A 22,370-nucleotide genomic window follows, 5' to 3' on the forward strand; every position below is an offset into this window, starting at 1 on the left:
CGAGAACATGAAAGCCAGATCCCGTTCCGTATTGCTGATCCTGGTCGCGCTGGCGGTGCTTGCCACCGTGCTCGCCTGGATCGTCGCCGGCCTGCTCAACCGTGGCGGCGACGCCGAGGCCAAGTTGACCCAGGCGATTACCCCCGAGCTGATCGACAAGGGCGCCTACCTGGCCCGTGCCGGTGACTGCGTGGCTTGCCACACCGCCCACGACGGCGGCAAGCCGTTTGCCGGTGGCCTGGGCATCGCTTCGCCGATCGGTACCATCTACTCGACCAACATCACCCCGGACGAGAAGACCGGTATCGGCCGCTGGAGCTACGGCGAGTTCGAGCGCGCAGTGCGGCGTGGCATCGGCCACGATGGCAGCGCGCTGTACCCGGCAATGCCGTTCCCGTCCTACGCCAAGGTCAGCGACGAGGACACCCAGGCGCTGTACGCCTACTTCATGAAAGGTGTTGTGGCGGTCGAGCAGCCGAACAAGGCCAACGACATCCCTTGGCCGTTGTCGATTCGTTGGCCGCTGGCGTACTGGCGAGCGATGTTCTCGCCAGCGCCGCAGGCGTTCGTCGCCGACACCCGTGATGCCCAGCTCGCCCGAGGTGCCTACCTGGTGCAAGGCCTTGGCCACTGTGGCTCGTGCCATACGCCTCGGGCCCTGACCTTGCAGGAAAAAGGCCTCGACGAGTCGTCCGGCACCTACTTGACCGGCGCCGAGCTCAACGGCTGGAACGTACCGGCCCTGCGCGGCATGCCGCACTGGAGCCAGGAAGAGCTGGTCGAGTACCTGGGCAGCGGGCGCAACGCCAAGGCCTCGGTGGCCGGTGAGATGACCGACGTGATCGCCAACAGCACCTCGCACATGAGCGATGCCGATCTGCAGGCCATGGCCGCCTACCTGAAGGCATTGTCGCCAGCCAAGGGCCCGGCGTACCAGCAGCGGGCCGAGCGCAGCGCGGCGACCACCGCCAAGCTGACCGCGGCCAAGGACCTGACCCTGGGCGAGCGGCTGTACATCGACAATTGCGGTGCTTGCCACTTCGTCTCTGGCGAGGGTGCGCAGCGCGTGTTCCCGCGTCTCGATGGGGCTTCGGTGGTGAATGCCCACAACGCCGACGCACTGCTGCACGTGATTCTGGCGGGCGCGGCAACACCGTCTACCGAGCGTGCGCCTTCGGTGCTGCCGATGCCGGGGTTCGCCGAACGCATGAATGATGCCGAGGTGGCGGAACTTGCAACCTTCCTGCGCCAGGGCTGGTCGAACCAGGCCTCGGCAGTGTCAGCGGAGCAGGTGCGTGAGGTTCGGAAGTCGATGATCCATACACATTGAAGTGCTATCTCAAATGGCGGAATTGCGACTTTTGGACGTCTACGGTTGCGCCATGTTCTTCAGACAAAGCCCGCTTTAGGCGGGCTTTGTTTCAAAAGGTTATGGTCCACCATTTGGTATCTATTTTCGAACTCGCTTTCTCGAGCGCCCTGCGGAGTTTTACGCTACCGGGTAGCGCGTTCGGTCGCGAGGGCGAAGAATATCTGGATATGGTTCGAAAATGGAACTTTAGTTTTTGCTGCATCAGTAATGTACCCCCAGCCTCTTGGGGCCAAGGTTCAGAGTGCGGTGGCGAAGACCATGATCTGCATCAATGCGAAGGCCGCTTTTTCAGACAGCTAGCGAGCATGAAGCGTACGAGAGGGCTCGGTGTCATGTTCGAATATGAAGGCGACGACGTGTTGCAGGATGAAACGTAGGGACATTTTAGAGGGGGTCGGGGCGGGACGATAACGAGGAGTGGTGAGCCTCTCGACTGAAACGAGCCAAAGAATTTCGAGGTGTTGCATTAAGAAGCGAGTTCCATTATCAACGCGCCAAGTGGGTGAAGATCACGCTGTGTCCTTGCCAACACCTGTATCGAAAGCTAAACAGACGGATTTTGGCATGTCCGTAACTGCCAACATATCTGCGGAAGCATATGGAGTAGGGGGTATGTATTTAGAAAGTGTAGTCTTCGGTGATCGAGATGTCCTTTTCGGTGGGATGACAAAAATAGAGACATCAAACGTTGCTGTCCGGCCATGCGGCATGGCTGTCGTGAACCAAGCCGAAATTCTGTGATGCTTTAACCCTGCGGGCTTCCCTCCTCACGCCTAAGTTCTCCTATGATGAAATAACTAAATCGAAAGGCCCGGACTGTTGCAAAATTGCAGCGGCATAAGTGTCTGGCTTGGGTAAGTTTAAAACTCCGTTCATTACATTTTAACGTTTGTCGGATTGAGCTGGATTTAATGCTCGTAAGCTAACCTGTCAGCTGCTGCCGCAACAGGCTGGTAGCCATAACATTTCCTCATCAAGTCGTCTTCGGAAATGTCGCTGTATACAGATTGAATTCATCCGTACCCTTTTTTTCACAGAGCATCCACCACTCGATGGTTTGGCTGGATCGACCAGCTGAGAACAATAAGGGGTTTTACGATGTCTGCATTCAATTTTTCCGGTGTCAACCTTGCCATCACCACACCGTTCGATGCTCAAGGCAAAATCGACTACGCGCGATTTGAAGAGCTCCTTGAGCGTTACATTGCCGCCGGTGTTCATGGCTTTGTGCTGAGCTCCGGAACCGGAATGCACGTGTATCTGAGCAAGGACGAGTCCAAGCAGCTGGTCGCTTTCGGCTCCAAAGTCATCAACGGTCGTGCTCGCATCATTGCTCAGACCTCCGCCTTGCTGGCTGACGAAGTTGTCGAGCGTACCCGTCATGCGAAGGATTGTGGCGCCGACGGCGTCATGGTGCTTCCCCCCTTCTTCGAAGGCCCAACCGATGACCAGGGCATCATCGACTTCTACTCCACGGTCTCCACTGCCGGCCTGTCGATCATTGGCTACAACGTTCCACAGGCGGTAGGCGTTGAGGTCACTCCATCACTGTTCAAGCAACTGAGCGAAATCCCAAACTTCGTCTCGGTGAAGGACAGCAGCGGTGATCTCGCAGCTCAAGCTTCCTTGGTGCGCACCGGCCTGCCGACCATGAATGGTGCCGATCCGCTGGTACCTTACGCTCTGTTCGCAGGTGCTGCAGGGCTGATCTGGGGTGGCGCCAACATGGCACCAAAAACCTGTGTTGCCCTGGTCAACGCCGCAGTTGAACGCAAGTGGGATGATGTGCAAGAGATCTGGACGTCGCTGGCTCCAGTCATGTCCCTGATCTGGCAAGGTGACTACGTCCAGTCTGTCTACGCAGGTGCAGAAATCATGGGCTACGGCGCAGGCAACCCACGCCGTCCGCTTGCCCGCCTGGCCGAAGATAAACTGGGTGCTCTGCGTGAAGCATTGGCTCCGCTGATCGAGCGCGAAGCTTCCGCTTCCTGATCGCTGGAGAAGCCGACATGTTTGTTGCTTCGAAATTGCCTAAAAACAATGGTAGCTCTGGCTGGGTGGAGATGTTGCCCCGCTGCTTTGCTAAGCCAGCATTGGAGAGCTCGGTTATGGCAGACGTCGTAGTCATCGGCGGTGGTTTCGCCGGGCTGTCCGCTGCTCGTCAAATCGTTCGACTGGATCCCACCGTCAAGGTAGTAGTTCTCGAAGCCGGCCTAGTCGGCGATGGGGCTTCAGGTCGAAACTCGGGGTTCATCATCGACCTTCCCCATGAGGTCTCAGCAGAAGGGCTTGGTGGTGGTTCGCTTGACCGAGCACGTCGCGACATCAAGCTTTATCGCACCGCGATTGATCTGGGTATGGAGTTGGCTGACGAGCACGGCTGGGGCAAAGAGGTTTTTGATCCGTGTGGCCGATACAGTGTTGCTCGAGGTACCCAAGGTGACGAGCACATTTTGTCCTATGGGAAGCAGCTCGACGCTCTTGGCGAAAAGTACGAACTGCTCAACACCCGAGAAATTGGAGATGTAACAGGGAGCCCTGCTTACACATCCGGTATGTTCATGCCTGGTACGGTGATGATTCAGCCGGCGGACTACGTACGTCGATTCGCTGATAGCTTCAGTGATCCTGTTCGCGTGTATGAGCAAACGCCTGCCCTGTCGTTTAAGAACGTGGGTGGATCGTGGGTAGTAAAAACGCCGAAGGGCGTCGTTACTGCGGGCAAGATCATTCTGGCGAACAATGGGCATGCGCAGAGCTTCGGCTTCTTTAAAGGGCAGCTGCTGCATGTGTTCACCTACGCCTCGTTGACTGAGCGATTTGATCCTAAACGCCTGCCAGGTCAGCGCACTTGGGCTGCTACACCAGCATTGCCAATGGGTACAACCATTCGCCGCATAAACGATGGTGACAGCGATCGAATTTTGGTGCGTTGGCGGTACTCCTACAATCCGAGCTTGACCATCGGTGATAGCCAAGTGAACAGCGCCGGCAGGGTTCACGACGAGAAATTCCTCACGCGTTTCCCGACCTTGAAAGGGCTCCGGATGCAGTATCGCTGGGGCGGGCCTATGGCCCTGACCTGGAACAGCGTTCCTGCTTTCGGGGAGGTTGCACAAGGTGTTATTTCAGCCTGTGGTTGCAATGGCCTCGGAGCCTCCAAGTCAACCGCAGCCGGTATCGCGGCAGCGGATTTGGCTCTGGGCGTGAAGAGTGAGCTGGTGGATATCCTGAAGGGCTATGACAAGCCCAAGCAGCTACCACCGCAGCCTTTCTTGACCATCGGCGCGAAAGCTAACATGAAGTACAAGGAGCTTCGCGCAGGAGACGAGTAAGGCTTTTAGCTCAACAGTAAGATGAAAAAGGGCCTCCACGAAGGCCCTTTTTCAGTATTATGGGTTCAGAATTCGCGCCGATGCAGATGTTAACGAAATCGGTGTAAAGCGTGTTGGGTATTTGCTCGGCTAGCTGTGTGACGAAACAAGAAAAATAAAAGATGGGGGTTGGGCATGATCAAGGCTGCCGTGATGCAAATGTCGTATTTTCGTTTGATAAATGGTGTAGGCGAATGGTAAAGCATACGGAACCCGATTTGTCTCTGATTCACATGCCTTCACTGCGGGCCGTGAAAGCATTCGTAGCAGCGGCGAAGTATTTGAATTTTACTCGTGCTGCAGAGTCGTTGTGTGTTACCCAGGCTGCTATCAGTCGCCAGATTCGTGAGCTTGAGAACTTCTTAAATGCGGAATTGTTCATAAGGAACGGGCGAGCGGTGGAGTTGACATCGGCAGGGGCGGCCTTTTTTGATGCCGTCCAATTGTCGCTGAGTAATATCTCTCAGGCGTCAAGTCGTATTCGAAGGCAAACCAGTGGGAAGCGTGTTGTTACTATTTGTTGTACACCTGCTTTTTCGGGCTTATGGCTTACACCTCGTCTTCCGAAATTCCTAGCAGCTAACCCTGACATTGATCTCAATACGGTGGTTACGCAAAACTTCCTGACGATGGAGCCAGGCGTTCAGCCGGACATATTTGTTAATAAGGTTTCAAAAATACGAGAGGGTTTCAGCAGCTATCCTCTTGTTTGTGATGTAATTTATCCGATATGCAGTCCTAAATATCTCGACCAAAATCCTGATCTAATAGATTTGGAGATTATGAGTCAAAAATCATTACTCAATCTTAGTCCCTTCGGTAGGTCTCAGGTTGCAGAACATGTTGATTGGTATGTTTGGTTCGAGTATCACCATGTCGACCTGAACGCGCGCGTAGTGAATGGTGCACAGTTGTATCACTCCAACGACTACAGCTCGCTTGTCCAATTGGCAGTAGCTGGTCAGGGAGTCGCACTGGGCTGGCATTATTTAGTAGAGCCGCTTATCCAGCAGGGGTTGCTCGTCCGGCCCGTTGAGGAGGAGTTGACTCACAAGGATAGTCAGCATTTTCTGACCTTCAGGGAAGAGAAGAAAGGTGATGATGCTTGTACTCGAGTTCGAGATTGGATACTGGAAGAGTTTGGAATCGCTCCAACAGTGATGTAATACCAGGCTTAATCCTTCTGTTTTGAGATCATTGAGGGGTAGCCACCGCCTGCGTGGAGGCGGTGGCTGGTTTGGTGCTGAGCTCCGTCAGAACAGCATCGGTACTGCTCGAGTTACGAAGCGTTGATCCAGATGGTCTTCAGCTCCGTGTATTGATCATGTGCCGATGGACTTGTCGCACCCACCGAAACCAGACTTTTTGTAGCCACCGAACGGCGTCGAGGTGTCGCCTTTACCGAAGCAGTTGACTGTGACCACGCCGGCGCGGATTTCGCGCGACAGGCGCAGCGCATTGCGTAGGCTGCCGGTGTAGGCCGAAGCCGCCAGGCCGTAAACGGTGTCGTTGGCCAGCTCGATCGCTTCGTCGAGGGTCTCGAAGCTGGTCACGCTCAGCACCGGGCCAATGATTTCCTCCACGAACAGCTTGTTGTCACGGCCAAAATTGTCGACGATGATCGGCTGCACGAACACGCCTTCCTCGGTTTCGCCATCCTGAACGTTGCTGAGCTTCTGCTCGGCGGCGTATTCCAGGTACGACTTCACCTTCTCGAAGTGCGACTTGCTGACCATGGCACCCTGGCGGTTGTCCGGGTCCAGCGGGTCACCCAGCTTTGTGCTGCGAGGAGGCAGGAATGGCTGACGAGATGTTTGCTTGTACCGGCCTCTTCGCAGTACATGGCTGCTCCTACAGGTACGGCGTTTGCCTTGATCCGGGTGTGTAATTCGGTCAATCCGAACAGGCCAGCAACAAACCCTCACCTTGCGCTAAGATGCCCGCTCATGCCCCTGGAAGTACCCTGGATGAGCAAACCCGGTCAAGTGGTGCTGGTTGCGCTGCGCAAGATGATCGCCTCGGGCGAGCTGGCGGCCGGCGAGCGCCTGATGGAAGTCCCCACCGCCGAACTGTTCGGCGTCTCACGCATGCCGGTGCGCATGGCGTTTCGTACCCTTGAGCAGGAAGGCCTGCTGGTGCGCTTCGGCGGCCGGGGTTTTCAGGTGCGCTCGGTCAGTGCCGATGATATCGCTGGCGCGGTCGAGGTGCGCGGTGTACTGGAAGGGTTGGCTGCTCGCCAGGCCGCAGAGCGTGGCTTGTCAGCGCAAGCACGCGCGGCGCTGCAACAGTGCCTGGTCGATGGCGACCAGCTGTTCGACAAGGGCTTCGTGACCGAAGAAGACTTGCAGGCCTATCACGACCTGAATATGCGCTTTCACCAGGTGATCATCGAAGCCAGCCACAACCCGGCCATCGCCGATGCCCTGGCGCGCAACGACCACCTGCCGTTCGCCTCGGTCACCGCACTGGCGGTGGACCGCCATGACCTGGCCCGCGAATACCGGCGCTTCAACTTCGCCCATATGCAGCACCACGCGGTGTTCGACGCCCTGACCAACCGCCAGGGTGCCCGCGCCGAAGCCATCATGCGCGAGCACGCCAATGCCACCCTGCGTTACGCCGAAACCTTTGGCGGGGCAACGGCAGACGCGGGCATGAAGGTTATCCTGCCCTCGTCGTGAACCGGTTCAGATATCCAGCACCAGCAACGGCGTTTTCGAGCGCGAGCAGCAGGGCGTGAACTGATCGTTCAGCGCCTGCTCCTCTTCGGTGAGGAACATGTCGCGGTGGTCCGGCGTACCCTGCAGCACGCGGGTCAGGCAGGTGCCGCAAATACCCTGCTCGCACGACATGGCAATCTCGATACCGTGCTGCTCCAGCACTTGTACCACGGTCAGGTCGGCCGGCACCTCGAACACCTGCCCCGTGCTGCCCACCTGCACCGAAAAACTGCCATCGTTGCTGGCATCCACCGGCGCCGCAGCAAAGTACTCGCGGTGCAGGTTGGCCTCCTGCCAGCCCAGCCCCTTGGCGCTGTCCAGCACATGCTGCATGAACCCGCCGGGCCCGCAAACATACAGGTGCACTTCCTCTTGCGGGTTGCCCAGCACCCGGGCGATATCCAATGCGGTTTCCGGTTGCTCGTCAAAGTGCACGAACAGGCGATCAGCGAACGGTGCGTTGCGAATACGCTCGACAAAGGCCGCGCGCTCGCTGGATCGGGCGCAGTAGTGCAGCTCGAAGTCATGGCCGCTGTGGGACAACTGCTCGGCCATGCACAGGATCGGGGTAATGCCGATGCCTCCGGCAAACAACAGGCTGCGCTGTGCCCCCTCGGCCAGCGGAAACAGGTTGCGCGGTGCGCTGATGCGCAGCCGTGCGCCGGCCTGCACCTGCTCATGCAGGCTGCGTGAGCCGCCCCGCGAAGCGGGGTCGTTGAGCACGCCAATCAGGTAACGGTGGCGCTCCTCGGGGTGGTTGCACAGCGAATACTGGCGCACCAGCCCATCAGGCAAGTGCACATCGATATGCGCGCCAGCGCTGAACGCCGGCAGCAGGCTGCCATCCGCTGCCGCCAGCTCGAAGCTGCAAATACCTTGCGCTTCATCGTTACGGGACACCACTACGGCATCGATCATGTCGGCTGTTCCTCAGGCAGGGTGGCGCTGGTAGCGATCAGTTGTGGTTGCGGCGCTCGCTCTTTGGCGATGATCCGCTCCAGCACCTTGCGCGACTGCACGCCGCCAGCATCGATGTTCAGCTTCAGCAGGTTGCGCCCGGGGTAGGCCAGCAGGTTCTGTTGCTGGCGTTCGAGCATCTCCAGGTCTTCGCTGAAAATCTTGCCCTGGCCTTCACGAATGGTGTCGGTGAGGGCCTGGTCGTGCGCGGCGAAGTTGCGCGCCATGCCCCAGAAGTACCAGATCGACGTGTCGGTTTCCGGGGTGATGAAATCCACCACGATGCTCGACGCCTTGTGCTGCGCCTTAGCGTGGTAGCCACCCTTGCCGGCATGCGCCACGCCCACTTCGATCAGCACATGGCTGGGCGGGGTGAAGCGGCAGATCTGCCAGCGGTCCACCGGCACGTCGTCGGCTAGGCCGTTGCCACGCAGGGCCATGCGCCAGAAGGGCGGGGCCATGATGTTTTCCATATGTCGCGAGGTGACCACCTCGTCGCCGGTGACGGTGGTGACCGGCGGCGCCTCGTCGATTTCCTTCTGGCCGATGCTGGAGGCGTGCACGTAGGTTTCGTGGGTGAGGTCCATCAGGTTGTCGATCATCAGGCGATAGTCGCAGCCGATGTGGAACAGGCCGCCACCGTAGGCCCACTCATCATTCACCGCCCATTCAAGGTGCGGAATCAGCGCCGGGTCGGCCTGCGCCTGGTCGCCGGGCCAGACCCATATGAAGCCATAGCGCTCGACGGCGGCGAAGGTCTTGTTGCAGGGAAAGCCTCGCACCCGCTGGCCCGGCATCGACACGGTCTTGCCATCGCAGCCCATGACCAGGCCGTGGTAGCCACACACCAGGTTGCCGTCTTCTACATAACCCAGCGACAACGGTGCGCCACGGTGTGGGCAGAAGTCCTCAACGGCGGCCACTGTGTTCGCCTGGGTGCGGTAGAACACGATCTTTTCCCCGCAGATCTGCCGGCCCAAGGGCTTGGTGGCGATCTCATCGGGGGTGCAGGCGACGTACCAGGTGTTTTTGGGGTACATGGGAGGCTCTCCAGGGTTTTGTTTTTATTTAATGGATCCATTAGAGCCATTCCATTCATGCGCAGTCAATTTTTTTCGTCATTATTTGTAAGGTCTTGGGCGGTTATCGGATTTTTGTGGATCCACTAATAAGTGTTTTGATCCCGGCTCGGGATCGAGCAGGGAGTTTTAATGGCTGGGAAACGGCCTGAACCTGCTATTCCTAGACAAACCCCACAACCCACCAAGGCCCCTCGAAGCTTGCCATCGAACAGATTCACAAATCATTCCCCACCCCCCAAGGCCCGCTACCTGTGCTGCAGGGCGTCAACCTGAGCCTGGCGCGCGGCAGTAGCCTGGCATTGACGGGCGAATCGGGCTGCGGCAAGACCACCTTGCTGCACCTGGTTGCCGGCCTGGACCCTACCGACAGTGGCCAGATCCTGATTGATGGCACGTCGCTCGACTGCCGTTCAGAGTCATCGTTGGCGCAGTGGCGGCGGCAGGGCATTGACCTGGTGTTCCAGAAGTACGGTTTGATCAGCAGCCTGGACGTGGCGACGAACCTTGCATTCCAGGCAAGGCTCGCCGGCCGGCATGACCCCCAATGGGTGGCCTACCTGGCAGAACGCCTAGGCCTGACAGGTTTGTTGGCGCGCTACCCGGAACAGTTGTCTGGCGGCCAGCAACAGCGGGTTGCCATTGGCCGTGCGCTGGCCGGGCACCCGGCGTGGCTGCTGGCCGACGAGCCTACCGGCAGCCTTGACGAAGTCAGCAGCGATGAGTTGCTGAACCTGCTGCTGCAACTGTTCGCAGAGGCTGCGTGGATCAATGATTGGGCGTTGCAGGGCAGCGGTGGCATCGAAAGCCTGCGGATGAGCGCCGGTGGCGAAGCTTTCCGCTACGACTTGCGCTTGCACAGTGATCGGCCCTTGGTGCTGCACGGAGATCAGGGTTACAGCGAGAAATACGGCAAGGGGCAGGCTTCCTATTATTACAGCCAACCTTTTTGCCGCATGGATGGGGAGGTGGAACGTCACAGCCTGTGCATTGCTGTCACCATCACCCGACCCCCGTCTGTGACGTTCCACACTTGATGCCGATATATGTCGTCAAAGACCATGCAGCCTCCAGCCCCCCAACGCCGCGACCTGATCGCGACCTATTCGTTGGGGGGGCAAACCAAGTGCCCACGTAACAAGCTGTCTCTTGGAACCGAGACGCCGGCGGTGAATATGCCCAGAATCGACCATCGTTGTCGTTTCTGGACAACGTTGGCGGGTTCACTCCATCTTGTAGCCGTATCAATACAGATTAAACGTCCTCCAAATGTCGTCCTCAGTCAGGATTGCCTGGTGATTGGAAACGCCCCGAAAGTTAGGAGTGAAACATCGTTCCGAATGGTCAACCGGGAGTGACCGCCAACCTTGGGTCGAGAGCGAGAGACCCAGGGTCGCCAGCGATCATGCCTCCATCTACTGGCAGGACTGCCGCATTGATATAAGCTGCTTTGTCAGACATCAACCAGGTGATGACATTCGCTACCTCAGAAGCGTGAGCGGGACGACGAGCTGGAACGAATGTTGCTGCCCTTGCATACGCCTGCTCTCTGTCCATGCCCAATGAAGCTCCGTATTCCTGCATCTCCATGTCTGCCATTTCAGTTCTCACCCATCCTGGGCAGACGGTATTGGCTCGAACCCCCTGAGGACCGTAATCCACTGCAACCGATTGGAGAAGCATGCTCAGGCCGGCTTTGGTCGCGTTGTATCCTGGAATCTCGCCAGTCGCTCGCAGAGCCGCGGCGGACCCAACCCCAACAATAGTGCCTCGTGAGGCAATAAGATGGGGGATAGCTGCACGCAACAACTTGAAAGGACCAGTCAGATTGGTGAGCACCATATTGTCCCAATCTTCGTCAGAGAGCAGCCCAACAGGATTGGGTCGAACAATCCCGGCGTTGAGCACCAAGCCATCCAACGACCCGAAGTGCTGCAAGGTCGTGTCGACCAAGGTGTGCAAATCTTCATCGGATGAGGCGTCGGCCACTACCGGAAATGCTCCAGACTGATCCGCAACTTTCTTGAGCGGCTCCATTCTGCGACCGCAGATGACCACGTTCCAACCTGCTTGAGTTAAAGCGATTGTCGTGGCAGCTCCGATGCCGGTACCGCCGCCCGTTACGATTGCCACTGGACGTTTTTGCATGACAGTACTCCGTCTCTTGGTATTTTTTTTAAGTTGAGCCCGAGATTGAGCGGGTTGCTCATTCAAACTCTAGGGGAGGTAACGCTGAGCGTGCCAAGTAACCGAAATCAGCGACGATACTGGTGCCGTTTATTGGCGAGCTTATTGGGGACGCTAGAAAGGCTGCGTGTTGAGCCAGCTGGCTAGCCTGCATGACGGGTAGATTAGTGCCGACAAATCCGTCCGGTCGGCCAAGGTCCGTGCGGGACATCGGTGTATCGACCACTCCAGGGCAAAGGCAGTTAACTCTCAGTTCCGGATAGTCGACAGAAAGTCCTTTCGTAAGCATTAGCGCTGCGCCCTTGGAGGTGCAGTAGGGGGTCATCCCTTCAAAGGCCACCAAAGCCGAATCTGAAGCGATAAGCACGATGGTTGCGACCTTGCTCTGTTTCAAGAGAGGGATTGAATGCTTGGCGACGAGGAAGTGACCTTTCACGTTGACCGCCATCACACGGTCCCATTCTTCCACCGTGACATCTTCGGCCTTCTTACCAACAGGTCCAGAGATTCCAGCGCAGCCGATCAGAGTGTCTATGCCGCCGAAAGCGTCTTGGGCGTACTTCATGGCCCTCTGTACTTGCGTTTCATCTGTTATGTCAGCTTGGATAAACGCTACGGTGTGGCCCTGCTCAGAAAGCTGGTGGGCGACTACGATTCCAGCGATATCTCGATCCACGATCAGCGCTCGGGCCCCTTCTGCGAGAAGTGCTTTCACGCAGGCCAGACCGATGCCCGAACCCCCTCCGGTGATCACGGCGACACGGCTCTTCAAGAGCAAATCCATATTCATCCTCCTTTACCAGATGAGGTAGAGAGGTGATGCAGAGCAGCAAGGAGAGGGCTGCTCTGAAATCAGGGCAGGTTGAATGGGTGGTGGGAGCCCACCACCCTGGCAGGTTTAGCCCTTCGACAGGTCGTCCGGGTATACCGTGGTATTCAGCACGGAGAGGCGGGAGTTAAACGGCAGCACCAGCTCAGTGTTGAGCTGGTCATCCCAGCCGAACATGCGACCAATGGAGCGCTGTTCGCGAAGGTCGACCAGCAGGACGGCTTCGACAGTCATCACCTTCTCGGTCCAGAAGAAGATGTAAAGATCGTCAGCCACCTTCCAGGTTTTGCAGTGGTCGGTGTCCGCCAGGCCAACTTCACCGCCCCGCAGACAGTGCCAAGTGAATGTTCCGAGATTCAGATAAATGTGCTCGTAGGTTTCGATGTCGCTGTAACGATAGAAAATGCGTTTACCTACCAGATCATCTGTCCGAGCGTGCTTGACTTCTCCGCCGGTGACGTTGGCGTAGGAGAAATCGGTTGTGCCGCGAACCTTGCCGTCGACCTCTACCAGGCGGGAGACACCAGTGGTCACTGCACCTGTGTTCTGGTCGAGGATGATGGTGACGTTTTCAGAGGTCAGCTTGGAGCCGCGAACGAAGTCGATGATGAAGATGCCAGGACGAGCTTCGATCGCTTTGTACGGGGCAGATCCGCTTTGGTGACGCTCTGCTTTATCAGCAGACCACGTCAGCGAATTTTGATCTTGGAAAACATACTGTACGGACTGGCCCAAATCGTCGACTACTCGAAGGGTGGTACCGGAAAGCGCGGCAGATGCAGGAAGGGTCTGTTGTCCGAAGCCGTCAAGCATTACGGAAACAGACGGCCATTGGTCTTCGGGAACGAAATCTTGAGTGGATGCTAAAGCCATGATTTTGATGCCTTATTTTTATTGACGAGTGGAGGGGCTGTCCTCGCTCCAGCAGTGAAGCTAGAGGCGCCTGCCATCAGTGATGCACGTTGTCACCATCGAAACTCTACGTTTGTTTAGTTTTGGCGTCAACGCATAGAATCATGAAATTCATGGGGCCGCGACGAAGTGCTTCGGCTTCGATGCGCGCTCTGATAAGCCCCATATGGCCGGCGTAAGGCAGTGCTTCTGCTGTTTCGGGAGAAGGATTGTGAGACCATCGCCGGCCGCTAACCTCCGGAACGGCCTCGTAGTGGTGACTGGAGCTTGGGTTCAGACAGTGAAGGCAGGCAGGTGGATTTCGAATGACGCAACAACCGAGTCGAGTTTCCTACGGTGAGGGTCGCGAAGCTTTGATGGCGGCAGCTATTGGGGTGGTCGCCGAAAAGGGCCTCAAAGGCGTCACTTATCGTGCGATCGCTGCCCGCGCAGGTGTGAACCACACCTTGGTGACCCACCATTTCGGCTCGATCGAGAATTTATTGGGTTGCACCATGGAGTGGGCAGTTGAGCGATCGATCCGCGAGACTGGACTGGAACGAATCGCCGACGCGGGAGACTCGTTTGCTGACTCGCTCCTAGCGTCGGTAGCCAGAGACCCAGGGCTTCACCTCTTTCAGTTTGAGATGCTCTTGGAGTCACGGCGAAACCCGGATGTTCGTGCCGCGGTCGAGCAGTTGTACTCCGGCTACACCTGCACAGTGGAGACTGCATTGCGTGTCAAAGGCCGAGATACGGGGGGAGAGGTGGCGACAGCGATCTTCTCTGCACTGGACGGACTGATGCTTCAGTATTTGACGGTCAGTGATCCAGATAGAATCAGAGCGGCTGTGAAACACATCGGAACGTTGATCAATGCATTACCAATGCTTGCTGATCGATAGCCATTGGGGCAGCCGTTTGGGCTGCCCTTCAAGCTGCTACAGCTTAGGTACGATATGTCACCTGATGGCGATCCTGGAGTTTGCGAACTCCATAGAGTACGACCGACAGGAAGAGAATGCCGAGGCCCATCAGCAACTCCTTGGTGCCCCCGTAGCCAACCAGTTCGGTAGACGCTGCCCCGACAAGCACAATGAGGCCAGTCAGGAGGCTCAACACCCACGCGATGGGAACCCACCCTCTACCTAGTCTTACGGGGCGCTCCATGAGAGCGGCATCTTTCCGTAACCACAAGAATCCGGTGAGCGCGAAGAAGATCGAGGCAACGTAGCCGATATTCGCAGTCACGAGGATGGCGAGTGGCGAGGATAGAAGGAAAATCATGCCGATATTTAGAATGACAGCGACCGTCATGCAGCGACCCGGTACTTGGTGCTTGTTCAATACACCGAGCTGGCGGATTGTGAGGCCGTCCAGGGCCATGCCGTAAAGCGCGCGCGAGCCGTCGGCAAGAGACGCATTAAGCCCCATGAACAGACCGACTAGCAGCGTTCCCACAAAGAAGCTGCTGTATTCGCTGCCAAGAACGGCATCAAATGCTCCGATGAAAAAGCCGTTGGGGTTGTCGATTGCCGCTTGTTGATCGGCCAGGCCGCCTAAGCTGAATGCCACAGCGGCAAAGGCTGCGACGGTATAAAGGCCGGAGGTCACCAGGGAGAGACGCATATCCCTCTTGCTACGATACTCGGGACCAAACGCCGCGCACATTTCAGTGCCATAGGCACTCCACGCGATCAAGAACAGCCACATCAGAGCTGTGCGTCCAGTCGACCAATCCACTGTCGGCAGTTGCGCCCACGCCTGCTCAAAATTCTCAAACCGCCAGGCGTCGCTGAAAATCGGCGCAACCGCTAGTACCAGAATGGGTATCAGCAACAGTACACCCATGTATTTCGACACAGAGGCGGCCATCTGCACGCCTAGGCGGTTGAATTGCCAGAAAACCAAGATAAGGCCAGCGCCGATGAATTGGGCCAGTCCGATGCTCACCGAGCCCAATTGAAAGCTCCATGTCTGGTCGGCGAACCACTGCGCCTGGATGAGTGAGCCAGCGCTGACGCCGACAATCGCGAGCACAGCAGACCAGCCTAGCCAATAGCCAAACGAAGCCACGGGGCCTACGAGGGTGCAGCGACGTTTCCAGCCCTCCGTCGCAATCATTGCGATGCCCCCCGGTTTGTCGGGAAACATTGCGGTGACCTCAAGGAAAATCCAATTCTGACATGCGCCTATCGCTGCTGATCCTACCCATAGGATCATGGCACCGATCGGTCCTAGAGCACCTAACGCGAAGCCAAACGACGCGAAAATGGAGCCCGATACCGCCATAGAAAGCGCGAAGGCGTCGGTCCATCGAAGTGTTTTGGACAGATGGGAGGCGTTATTTTCATTGTTTGTCATCGACTGACATCCCAGTAATTGGAGGGTGAGGCCATTACTCCATAGCTAAGTAAATTCAAACATGACTGAGAGTGACCGCCGCTTGCGCATCAGTGCCAAAACGGTTTCAAGCGAGGCTGCGGTTTCCTCGCTGTAATGGTGGCCTGTCAAGCATGCTCGGTAGCATGCGGATACAAAATGAAGCTAGCGGCTCGAAAGGCGCCATTGACGTAGCCCTGCCTTATCCATAGGATCGCCGCTCTTTGCGACCGACCGGTCGGTCATGTTTTTGCTCTCTGAGGAGATTTTTATGGCTGAGCCTACAACGGCGCGGGTTCCAGTGCGATTCGCAATAGGATTGGGCATGATCGCGGCGCTTGGCCCCTCTGCGGTCGACATGTATCTGTCGAGTCTGCCCGAGATCGCTGATGATTTCCAGGCGACATTCACCAGTGTGCAGTTGACCCTAACGGTTTTCTTGGTGGCGATGGGCGCTGGTCAGCTTCTATTCGGGCCCGTTGTGGACGCCTACGGTAGAAGAGCGCCGTTATTGTTGGGCTTGCTCACGTTTATCGTTTGTTCCCTCGGGGCTGCTTGGGCGCCAACGCTGGAAACTTTGATTACCTTCCGATTTTTCCAGGGTCTCGGCAGCGCTTTAACTCTCGTAGTAATCATGAGTATGGTCCGAGACGTGAGTCATGGGGTCACCGCCACAAAGCTCTTTGCGATGCTGATGACTATTGAAGGCTTGGCTCCGATTTTGGCACCCGCTCTGGGAGGTTATATTGACAGCCTCTTCGGGTGGCGGGCTGTCATGCTGGTTCTTGCGCTGATGGGCGTAGCAGTGCTCTTCAATAGCTTCTTCTCGTTACCTGAGACTCTCGCACACGACAAGCGGGAGCCGCTTCGTCTCAAAGCCGCTTGCCGGACGTACCTGGTAATCGCGAATGACAAAAAATTTCTGTTGCCTACGCTAGCTGTTGCTTCAGTTTTCTTCTTCCTATTCGCCTATGTAGGCGGCGCAACCCTGATCTATCAGAAGGTATACGGTCTCAGCGCAAGAAATTTTGGTCTCGTCTTTGGTGCTACTGGGATCGCGATTCTGTTCGGGGCAATGTTGGCCGGCAAAATGGTCAGCCGCTTCGGTTTGGGAAAACTGTCCCTGCTCGGCGTAGCTTTGATGCCTGCTGGAGCCTTCGTTGCCTTGGGCTCAGCGTGGATGGATCTAGGTTTAGTGGGCGTGGTGTGTGGAATGGCAATAGCTTTGTTTGGGCTGGGCATCGCTGAGTCGGCGCTCATATCGCTTGTAATGTCATCTCAAGAAAGAGCACTGGGCTCCACGGCTGCTCTTTTAGGAGCTTTCCAATTATCGGTATCCTCAGCCGCCACACCTTTAGCAGGGCTGGCTGTCGAGTATGGCGCAACCCCTTGGCTTGCACTATTAGCTGCCAGTGCCGTCGTGGTATGTGTACTTACCAAAATCAGCGTGCCGGATGCTGCTAATGAAACCTACGATTTGGCCGGACATTAATGAGAAAACCATGAACGAATCCAAGCTAAGCGCTAGTGCGGAGCGTCTTGCTCAACTCGCTATACCTCATTTTGCAGATAGGGGGTATGACGCCGCTTCTATGAATGACATTGCTGGATTGGCCGGTTTGAAAAAAGCGACGTTGTATGCACATTTTTCAGGTAAAGATGACCTTTATCAGGCCTCATTTGATTTGGCTCTCAGTGCTGAGCTTCTGCATGTGAAATCTCATTTTCAGACGGATGCTCAAGCACATGCGCTCCCAGGCTTATCGTATTGGTGGCAGCTACAACAACGCTTCACTGAACATGATTCTCTTCGGTTTGTTTTGCGTTCAGCATTTTATCCGCCTGCTGTGCTCAGGCAAGAGGTAATGAGTGGCTTCAATCGTTACTTGAGCTACCTGCGTTCCCGCATTGAAGAGTTGGTCGACTTGTCCAAATACTGTGGTGCCCCGAAATTCACTGGCAGTCTTGTTGAGGCGTACATGGCTGTTGTTGATAGCCTTTATATCGAGCTGATTTATGGTGATGAGTTAGGCTTCAAGAGGCGAGTTGAGGCATTTGAAAGATTATTTGAGTTCGTGCGTCAGCATGATCTATAAGGGGAAGTAATGGAAAATCCCGCGATTGGCTTTATCATTGCGGGGTGTCTGGTTCTGATGGGGCTTCTTATTCACTGGCCTTGGCGCTCAAGAAAGTAATCAGAAAGCTACGCTGCTGACGACAATGTATTGGGTCAGCAGCGTGGGCTAATACTGTTGACTACCATGATTAGCCATCATTCGGTAATGAGGTAGTGACCTTGGTATTTATTCGGAGCATAGTGGCCTGACAGTGGGGTGAGAATCCTGTGAGGATTTCGTAGATGGATAGCTTGATCCGCGAGGTCACTCAGCCGCTAACAGTTTGAGCACTGAGTTTACCGCTGCCTTAGCACACAGGGTGTCATTAGCTTCGCTCGCCCCGGATACCCCGATGGCCCCAATCACTTCACCGTTCCAGATAAAAGGTTCACCGCCACCAAAGAGTGCCATGTTGGGCTGCAAGGGAAGGCCAGTTTTCACAGCTTCCGAACACCCCTCTAGGCGGTCTGTCCACTCCGCCGTCGACCTACCGAATCCCGCAGCGGTGAGAGCTTTGTTGAGCGCGATGGCATGGCATGGGCGTGGCGCCCGATCCATATTAGATGAATGGACAGTCTGGCTTGCAGCATCCACAATCACGAGGCTGACCTGCACGCCTAACTGCTCAGCTTGTTCTAAAGCGCTTAGCATGCCCTTCATAGCTAATTGTAGGGTTATTGATGAGACGTGTCTGAGCCGTGAGTGCATAGTTTTAAGCCTTATCAAATTGTGAAGGCAGAGTGTTGATGCGAGCTGAGTCCTCGTGGAGCTGAAAAACTTTAGCTAAAAGCTGATAACTTTTAAGTCGATCCTCGTTGGTGTATGTAACCGTGAGAATCGCGATCTCGTCGCAGTCGAATGCCTTGGACAGTTGTTTGATCTTAGTCAGGCAGGTTTCAGGTGAGCCGACCACCATATCCTCTAGCGTCGAATCGAACTCAAGTCGATCACTTGCAGACATACTTGCATATCGCATCTTGACTTCAGCGGGACTCAGCAATGGCTCGCGTTTAGGGCTACCAGCCATCATTTTGCGGTAAACCGCCGTCCCGGCGATGAATCGAGCTTCAGCGTCCGAAGACGCACAAATTACCGCCAAGGCGAGTAGGTGTGGAGCGCTGCCTGAGTACCCCGACTGCCCGTAAACGGAGGAGTGCTGGCTGAAAATGGTGGGTGAGCAGACCTTGGGTGCGATGAACCTGGCGAGTGCTAGGCCCATACCCAAATGTCCGGCCAGTTCGGAGCTACCACCTCCCGATCCAAGCATCCATAACGAAGGCATGGTCGTGGAGTCGTTAGCGCAACGGAGTGCTGCGTAAGGGTGATTCCTGGGAAAATCGCCCCTGATGAAGGCACAAAGTTCGGCTGCTTGCTGAGGAAAAACGTCACGCTGGGGTAGGGAGCCCGGTGCCGCCAGTGCGGCCGCACTTAATTGGTTGCCTCCCGGCGCCCGTCCAATGCCTAAATCAATCCGTCCTGGAAACAATCCGCCAAGCAGCGAAAAGGTCTCGGCGACTTTGTAGGGGCTGTAATGACTCAGCATTACACCGCCACTCCCGACGCGCATGCGCTGGGTCGCACTCGCGATTCGGGTTAAGAGGATCTCGGGAGCTGTGCCAGCGAATTGATTGCTGTTGTGGTGCTCAGCCACCCAGTAACGGTGGTAGCCGAGGCGATCACATTCAATGGCCAGTTCTACCGAAAACGAGGGCGCCGTGATGCTTGTGAAACCACAGTGAATCGGGGTTTGGTCAAGGACTGTGAGTCGTAGGGTCACTGTCATGCTTCCTTCTTAGCAAGGACACCGCGTCAACAAGAGAGGCAGAGCTTAGCGAGTGGCTCAACGGCTCAACGTCGCAGAACTGCTGATCGTTCAAATGTTAACTAAATGCTAAGGCCCTGGCGATGGCTCATCGCCTTTCCCATGGAAAGTGCAATTTTCCGCTCGTAACGTGCATTTCGATGTGGTTGATGGCGCCACATACTGGACCCGTTAACGAGAAAATGGCTGGCTGGTATGACAGATGCCTTTCCGAAGGCTGGCTCCAGCGGCCGCATGCTTACGTTCCAATAATAAAGAGTCCATCCATGAAAAAGCCCAATCCGCTGCTGGAAGATCTGAAATCTATCCTCCCGACTATCGCCGCGAACGCTGAGAAGGCCGAGAAGGAAAGAAGTGTCCCAGCGGAAAATATTGCCTTGCTGAAAGGTATCGGCATGCATCGTGCCTTCCTACCGAAAAAATTCGGCGGCATGGAGATTTCACTTCCTATTTTCGCCGAGTGCATCGCGGCACTGGCCGGTGCCTGCGCGAGTACCGCTTGGGCAATGAGCTTGCTGTGCACGCACTCCCATCAAATGGCAATGTTCCCTGCCAAGCTTCAGGAAGAGGTATGGGGTAAAGACCCAGACGCTACGGCCAGCAGTAGTATCGCCCCGTTTGGGCGTACTGAGGAGGTTGAAGGAGGAGTAACGTTCAGCGGAGAAATGGGCTGGAGTTCTGGGTGCGATCATGCTGAATGGGCCATCCTTGGTTTCCGGCGTAAAAACGCCGAAGGTAGCCAGGATTATTGCTTTGCAATCCTGCCCCGCAGCGATTATGAGATTCGCGATGATTGGTATGCCATTGGGATGCGCGGAAGCGGCTCCAAGACCCTCATAGTCCAGAACGCCTTTGTCCCTGAACATCGTATCCAAAAGGCCAAGGATATGATGGAAGGTAATTCGACTGGCTTCGGTCTCTACCCAGACAGCAAGATTTTCTACGCCCCGTACCGTCCTTATTTTGCCAGCGGTTTCTCGACGATCAGCTTGGGTGTGGCAGAGCGGATGCTGGAGGCCTTCAAAGAGAAGACCAAGAACCGTGTGCGAGCCTACACTGGCGCAGCAGTTGGCGCAGCGACTCCGGCGCTCATGCGGTTGGCTGAATCTACTCACCAGGTCGCAGCAGCACGTGCTCTGCTTGAGAAGAGCTGGAACGAAATTGCCGAGCACAGCGAACGTCACGAGTATCCGAGCCGCAGCACTCTGGCTTTCTGGCGAACCAATCAAGGCTACGCGACCAAGATGTGCATCCAGGCAGTAGACCGCTTGATGGAAGCGGCTGGCGGTGGCGCATGGTTTGAAAGCAATGAGATGCAGCGACTCTTCCGCGACTCTCACATGACCGGCGCTCACGCTTACTCCGATTACGATGTTTGTGCGCAGATCCTCGGCCGTGAACTGATGGGCCTTGAGCCCGACCCATCGATGGTCTGAAGGCCCATCAACGACCCAATTGACCCATAAAAACAATGAGAGCAAGCCATGCGCGGCTTGCTCGGGAGTCTTGCATGTCCACTGAAAATACAGAATTTGAGTTTGACGGGCGTGCGTTCCGTCGCGCCTTGGGTAACTTCGCTACCGGCGTAACCGTCATCACAGCCCGTGACCCTAGCGGTCGCCAGGTGGGCGTGACAGCAAATAGCTTCAACTCAGTGTCGCTTGATCCTCCGCTCATCTTGTGGAGCATCGATAAGCGTTCAAGCAGCCATGAGGTGTTTGAAGCAGCGTCCCATTTTGCAGTTAACGTGTTGGCAGCGGACCAGATCGACCTATCCAACAATTTTGCTCGGCCGAAGGAAGACCGCTTCGCAGGTATCGATTATGAAGCAGGTGTTGGAGGCGCTCCTGTTTTTGAAGACTGCTCCGCACGCTTCCACTGTGAGAAATACCAGCAGCTCGATGGTGGTGACCACTGGATTTTAGTGGGCAAGGTACTGGCATTCGATGATCTTGGCAGAGCACCGCTGCTCTACCACCAGGGCGCCTACTCCATGGTTCTTCCACACACGCGCATGACGAAACGTGAGGAAGGTCAGGCCCCTAGCAGCAACTTCCAAGGGCGGTTGAGCCACAACATCTACTACCTCATGACTCAAGCACTACGTGCCTACCAGGCGAGCTACCAACCTCGTCAGCTTTCGACAGGCCTGCGCACGAGTGAAGCCCGTATGCTCATGGTCTTGGAGAACGACGCTGGCCTCAGCCTCGGAGATTTGCAGCGTGAGGTTGCGATGCCTGCCCGAGAGATTGAGGAAGCTGTAGCAAACCTCAAGCGCAAAGGCTTGGTGGAGGATGCGGGCGAGTGCGTGAAATTGACGGTCAAGGGAGTGGACGAGACCGAAGCACTCTGGGCTATTGCAGGTGAGCAGCAGGAGAAGGTGTTCGGCCAGTTTAGCCAGGAACAGGTTGAGACTTTCAAAGAGGTTCTGAAAGCAGTCATCCGCATTTAAAGATTACGCGTGGTGGCAAAAAACGGTGCTAATTGCGCCGTTTTTTTATTTCACCATGACTCCCGTACCGAACTTCGCTGGACTACGCCGAAGCCCCATACAGCAGGTTTATCAATAACTTAGGCGAGTCCAACATATGCCGGTGCTTTCCGAAACCTGACCTAGCTTCCCCTCTGCTGGCCCCTACA

Annotated in this window: 19 protein-coding genes and 3 pseudogenes; 12 read left to right on the plus strand and 10 right to left on the minus strand. The window is 56.1% G+C overall.

The window, feature by feature from the left end:
• The first annotated feature begins 7 nt into the window (after positions 1 to 7).
• From ACN6NG_RS09960 to ACN6NG_RS09975, 4 genes are all read left to right on the plus strand, one after another.
• On the plus strand, positions 8 to 1,330 hold the full coding sequence (locus tag ACN6NG_RS09960) for a c-type cytochrome (RefSeq protein ID WP_474313741.1): 1,323 nt from the start codon (positions 8 to 10) through the stop codon (positions 1,328 to 1,330).
• Positions 1,331 to 2,470: 1,140 nt separating this feature from the next.
• Positions 2,471 to 3,364 (plus strand): dihydrodipicolinate synthase family protein, encoded by an 894-nt coding sequence (locus ACN6NG_RS09965; protein ID WP_474313743.1) that lies wholly within the window; start codon positions 2,471 to 2,473, stop codon positions 3,362 to 3,364.
• Between the two features lie 17 nt (positions 3,365 to 3,381).
• Positions 3,382 to 4,707 carry an NAD(P)/FAD-dependent oxidoreductase gene (locus ACN6NG_RS09970; RefSeq protein ID WP_474313745.1) on the plus strand — a complete coding sequence of 442 codons (1,326 nt, stop codon included), beginning with the start codon at positions 3,382 to 3,384 and terminating at the stop codon, positions 4,705 to 4,707.
• A gap of 233 nt (positions 4,708 to 4,940) precedes the next feature.
• Positions 4,941 to 5,912 (plus strand): LysR family transcriptional regulator, encoded by a 972-nt coding sequence (locus ACN6NG_RS09975; RefSeq protein ID WP_474313747.1) that lies wholly within the window; start codon positions 4,941 to 4,943, stop codon positions 5,910 to 5,912.
• A gap of 113 nt (positions 5,913 to 6,025) precedes the next feature.
• Here ACN6NG_RS09975 and ACN6NG_RS09980 read toward each other — a convergent pair.
• Positions 6,026 to 6,524: pseudogene (locus ACN6NG_RS09980) on the minus strand (aldehyde dehydrogenase family protein); the annotation flags it as partial.
• Positions 6,525 to 6,713: 189 nt separating this feature from the next.
• On the opposite strand from ACN6NG_RS09980, the gene ACN6NG_RS09985 reads away from it, so the two are divergent.
• Positions 6,714 to 7,427 carry a GntR family transcriptional regulator gene (locus ACN6NG_RS09985; RefSeq protein ID WP_474313749.1) on the plus strand — a complete coding sequence of 238 codons (714 nt, stop codon included), beginning with the start codon at positions 6,714 to 6,716 and terminating at the stop codon, positions 7,425 to 7,427.
• Between the two features lie 6 nt (positions 7,428 to 7,433).
• Here ACN6NG_RS09985 and ACN6NG_RS09990 read toward each other — a convergent pair whose 3' ends face one another.
• Together ACN6NG_RS09990 and ACN6NG_RS09995 are read right to left on the minus strand one after the other, a co-directional pair.
• On the minus strand, positions 7,434 to 8,384 hold the full coding sequence (locus ACN6NG_RS09990) for a PDR/VanB family oxidoreductase (protein ID WP_474313751.1): 951 nt from the start codon (positions 8,382 to 8,384) through the stop codon (positions 7,434 to 7,436).
• Positions 8,381 to 9,463: an aromatic ring-hydroxylating dioxygenase subunit alpha gene (locus tag ACN6NG_RS09995; RefSeq protein ID WP_474313753.1), complete on the minus strand. Its 1,083-nt coding sequence runs from the start codon at positions 9,461 to 9,463 to the stop codon at positions 8,381 to 8,383. The genes ACN6NG_RS09990 and ACN6NG_RS09995 overlap by 4 nt, the downstream gene beginning before the upstream one ends.
• A gap of 245 nt (positions 9,464 to 9,708) precedes the next feature.
• Here ACN6NG_RS09995 and ACN6NG_RS10000 point away from each other — a divergent pair.
• A pseudogene (locus ACN6NG_RS10000) lies at positions 9,709 to 10,263 on the plus strand (ABC transporter ATP-binding protein); the annotation flags it as partial.
• 6 nt (positions 10,264 to 10,269) lie between these two features.
• Positions 10,270 to 10,470, plus strand: a pseudogene (locus tag ACN6NG_RS10005) (lipocalin-like domain-containing protein); the annotation flags it as partial.
• Positions 10,471 to 10,478: 8 nt separating this feature from the next.
• On the opposite strand, the gene ACN6NG_RS10010 reads toward ACN6NG_RS10005, so the two are convergent.
• From ACN6NG_RS10010 to ACN6NG_RS10025, 4 genes are all read right to left on the minus strand, one after another.
• A complete protein-coding gene (locus ACN6NG_RS10010; protein WP_474313983.1) occupies positions 10,479 to 10,565 on the minus strand; it encodes a hypothetical protein in 87 nt (28 codons plus the stop codon).
• 281 nt (positions 10,566 to 10,846) lie between these two features.
• Positions 10,847 to 11,650, minus strand: coding sequence for an SDR family NAD(P)-dependent oxidoreductase (locus ACN6NG_RS10015; protein ID WP_474313754.1), 804 nt, complete (start codon positions 11,648 to 11,650; stop codon positions 10,847 to 10,849).
• Positions 11,651 to 11,708: 58 nt separating this feature from the next.
• Positions 11,709 to 12,473: an SDR family NAD(P)-dependent oxidoreductase gene (locus tag ACN6NG_RS10020; RefSeq protein WP_474313756.1), complete on the minus strand. Its 765-nt coding sequence runs from the start codon at positions 12,471 to 12,473 to the stop codon at positions 11,709 to 11,711.
• 114 nt (positions 12,474 to 12,587) lie between these two features.
• Positions 12,588 to 13,391: a MoaF C-terminal domain-containing protein gene (locus ACN6NG_RS10025; protein WP_474313758.1), complete on the minus strand. Its 804-nt coding sequence runs from the start codon at positions 13,389 to 13,391 to the stop codon at positions 12,588 to 12,590.
• 344 nt (positions 13,392 to 13,735) lie between these two features.
• Between ACN6NG_RS10025 and ACN6NG_RS10030 the strand changes: the two genes are divergently transcribed.
• Positions 13,736 to 14,314 (plus strand): TetR/AcrR family transcriptional regulator, encoded by a 579-nt coding sequence (locus tag ACN6NG_RS10030; RefSeq protein ID WP_474313760.1) that lies wholly within the window; start codon positions 13,736 to 13,738, stop codon positions 14,312 to 14,314.
• Between the two features lie 43 nt (positions 14,315 to 14,357).
• Here ACN6NG_RS10030 and ACN6NG_RS10035 read toward each other — a convergent pair whose 3' ends face one another.
• Positions 14,358 to 15,773 (minus strand): APC family permease, encoded by a 1,416-nt coding sequence (locus tag ACN6NG_RS10035; RefSeq protein ID WP_474313761.1) that lies wholly within the window; start codon positions 15,771 to 15,773, stop codon positions 14,358 to 14,360.
• Between the two features lie 289 nt (positions 15,774 to 16,062).
• Here ACN6NG_RS10035 and ACN6NG_RS10040 point away from each other — a divergent pair, with 289 nt between their 5' ends.
• Entirely contained in the window at positions 16,063 to 17,283 is a 1,221-nt protein-coding gene (locus ACN6NG_RS10040) for a multidrug effflux MFS transporter (protein ID WP_474313763.1), read from the plus strand.
• 10 nt (positions 17,284 to 17,293) lie between these two features.
• A complete protein-coding gene (locus tag ACN6NG_RS10045; protein ID WP_474313765.1) occupies positions 17,294 to 17,887 on the plus strand; it encodes a TetR/AcrR family transcriptional regulator in 594 nt (197 codons plus the stop codon).
• Positions 17,888 to 18,172: 285 nt separating this feature from the next.
• On the opposite strand, the gene ACN6NG_RS10050 is transcribed toward ACN6NG_RS10045, so the two are convergent.
• Positions 18,173 to 18,616 (minus strand): GlcG/HbpS family heme-binding protein, encoded by a 444-nt coding sequence (locus tag ACN6NG_RS10050; RefSeq protein WP_474313766.1) that lies wholly within the window; start codon positions 18,614 to 18,616, stop codon positions 18,173 to 18,175.
• Between the two features lie 4 nt (positions 18,617 to 18,620).
• Entirely contained in the window at positions 18,621 to 19,691 is a 1,071-nt protein-coding gene (locus ACN6NG_RS10055; RefSeq protein WP_474313768.1) for an MsnO8 family LLM class oxidoreductase, read from the minus strand.
• A gap of 305 nt (positions 19,692 to 19,996) precedes the next feature.
• Between ACN6NG_RS10055 and ACN6NG_RS10060 the strand changes: the two genes are divergently transcribed.
• Together ACN6NG_RS10060 and ACN6NG_RS10065 are read left to right on the plus strand one after the other, a co-directional pair.
• Positions 19,997 to 21,166: a p-hydroxyphenylacetate 3-hydroxylase oxygenase component gene (locus tag ACN6NG_RS10060; protein ID WP_474313769.1), complete on the plus strand. Its 1,170-nt coding sequence runs from the start codon at positions 19,997 to 19,999 to the stop codon at positions 21,164 to 21,166.
• A 74-nt stretch (positions 21,167 to 21,240) separates the two neighbouring features.
• Entirely contained in the window at positions 21,241 to 22,182 is a 942-nt protein-coding gene (locus ACN6NG_RS10065; RefSeq protein WP_474313771.1) for a p-hydroxyphenylacetate 3-hydroxylase reductase component, read from the plus strand.
• The last annotated feature ends 188 nt before the right edge of the window (positions 22,183 to 22,370 follow it).

It is taken from the genome of Pseudomonas sp. TSO6, from assembly GCF_056098905.1.

Bases quoted from the DNA above. Each gene is read 5' to 3' on its own strand.
- ACN6NG_RS10015 (WP_474313754.1), bottom strand. From the start codon at position 11,650: ATGCAAAAACGTCCAGTGGCAATCGTAACGGGCGGCGGTACCGGCATC.
- ACN6NG_RS09975 (WP_474313747.1), top strand. From the start codon at position 4,941: ATGGTAAAGCATACGGAACCCGATTTGTCTCTGATTCACATGCCTTCA.
- ACN6NG_RS10065 (WP_474313771.1), top strand. From the start codon at position 21,241: ATGTCCACTGAAAATACAGAATTTGAGTTTGACGGGCGTGCGTTCCGT.
- ACN6NG_RS10050 (WP_474313766.1), bottom strand. From the start codon at position 18,616: ATGCACTCACGGCTCAGACACGTCTCATCAATAACCCTACAATTAGCT.
- ACN6NG_RS09965 (WP_474313743.1), top strand. From the start codon at position 2,471: ATGTCTGCATTCAATTTTTCCGGTGTCAACCTTGCCATCACCACACCG.
- ACN6NG_RS10060 (WP_474313769.1), top strand. From the start codon at position 19,997: ATGAAAAAGCCCAATCCGCTGCTGGAAGATCTGAAATCTATCCTCCCG.
- ACN6NG_RS10030 (WP_474313760.1), top strand. From the start codon at position 13,736: ATGACGCAACAACCGAGTCGAGTTTCCTACGGTGAGGGTCGCGAAGCT.
- ACN6NG_RS10040 (WP_474313763.1), top strand. From the start codon at position 16,063: ATGGCTGAGCCTACAACGGCGCGGGTTCCAGTGCGATTCGCAATAGGA.
- ACN6NG_RS09960 (WP_474313741.1), top strand. From the start codon at position 8: ATGAAAGCCAGATCCCGTTCCGTATTGCTGATCCTGGTCGCGCTGGCG.
- ACN6NG_RS10025 (WP_474313758.1), bottom strand. From the start codon at position 13,391: ATGGCTTTAGCATCCACTCAAGATTTCGTTCCCGAAGACCAATGGCCG.
- ACN6NG_RS09990 (WP_474313751.1), bottom strand. From the start codon at position 8,384: ATGATCGATGCCGTAGTGGTGTCCCGTAACGATGAAGCGCAAGGTATT.
- ACN6NG_RS10045 (WP_474313765.1), top strand. From the start codon at position 17,294: ATGAACGAATCCAAGCTAAGCGCTAGTGCGGAGCGTCTTGCTCAACTC.
- ACN6NG_RS10020 (WP_474313756.1), bottom strand. From the start codon at position 12,473: ATGGATTTGCTCTTGAAGAGCCGTGTCGCCGTGATCACCGGAGGGGGT.
- ACN6NG_RS10035 (WP_474313761.1), bottom strand. From the start codon at position 15,773: ATGACAAACAATGAAAATAACGCCTCCCATCTGTCCAAAACACTTCGA.
- ACN6NG_RS09995 (WP_474313753.1), bottom strand. From the start codon at position 9,463: ATGTACCCCAAAAACACCTGGTACGTCGCCTGCACCCCCGATGAGATC.
- ACN6NG_RS09970 (WP_474313745.1), top strand. From the start codon at position 3,382: ATGTTTGTTGCTTCGAAATTGCCTAAAAACAATGGTAGCTCTGGCTGG.
- ACN6NG_RS09985 (WP_474313749.1), top strand. From the start codon at position 6,714: ATGAGCAAACCCGGTCAAGTGGTGCTGGTTGCGCTGCGCAAGATGATC.
- ACN6NG_RS10055 (WP_474313768.1), bottom strand. From the start codon at position 19,691: ATGACAGTGACCCTACGACTCACAGTCCTTGACCAAACCCCGATTCAC.
- ACN6NG_RS10010 (WP_474313983.1), bottom strand. From the start codon at position 10,565: ATGGTCTTTGACGACATATATCGGCATCAAGTGTGGAACGTCACAGAC.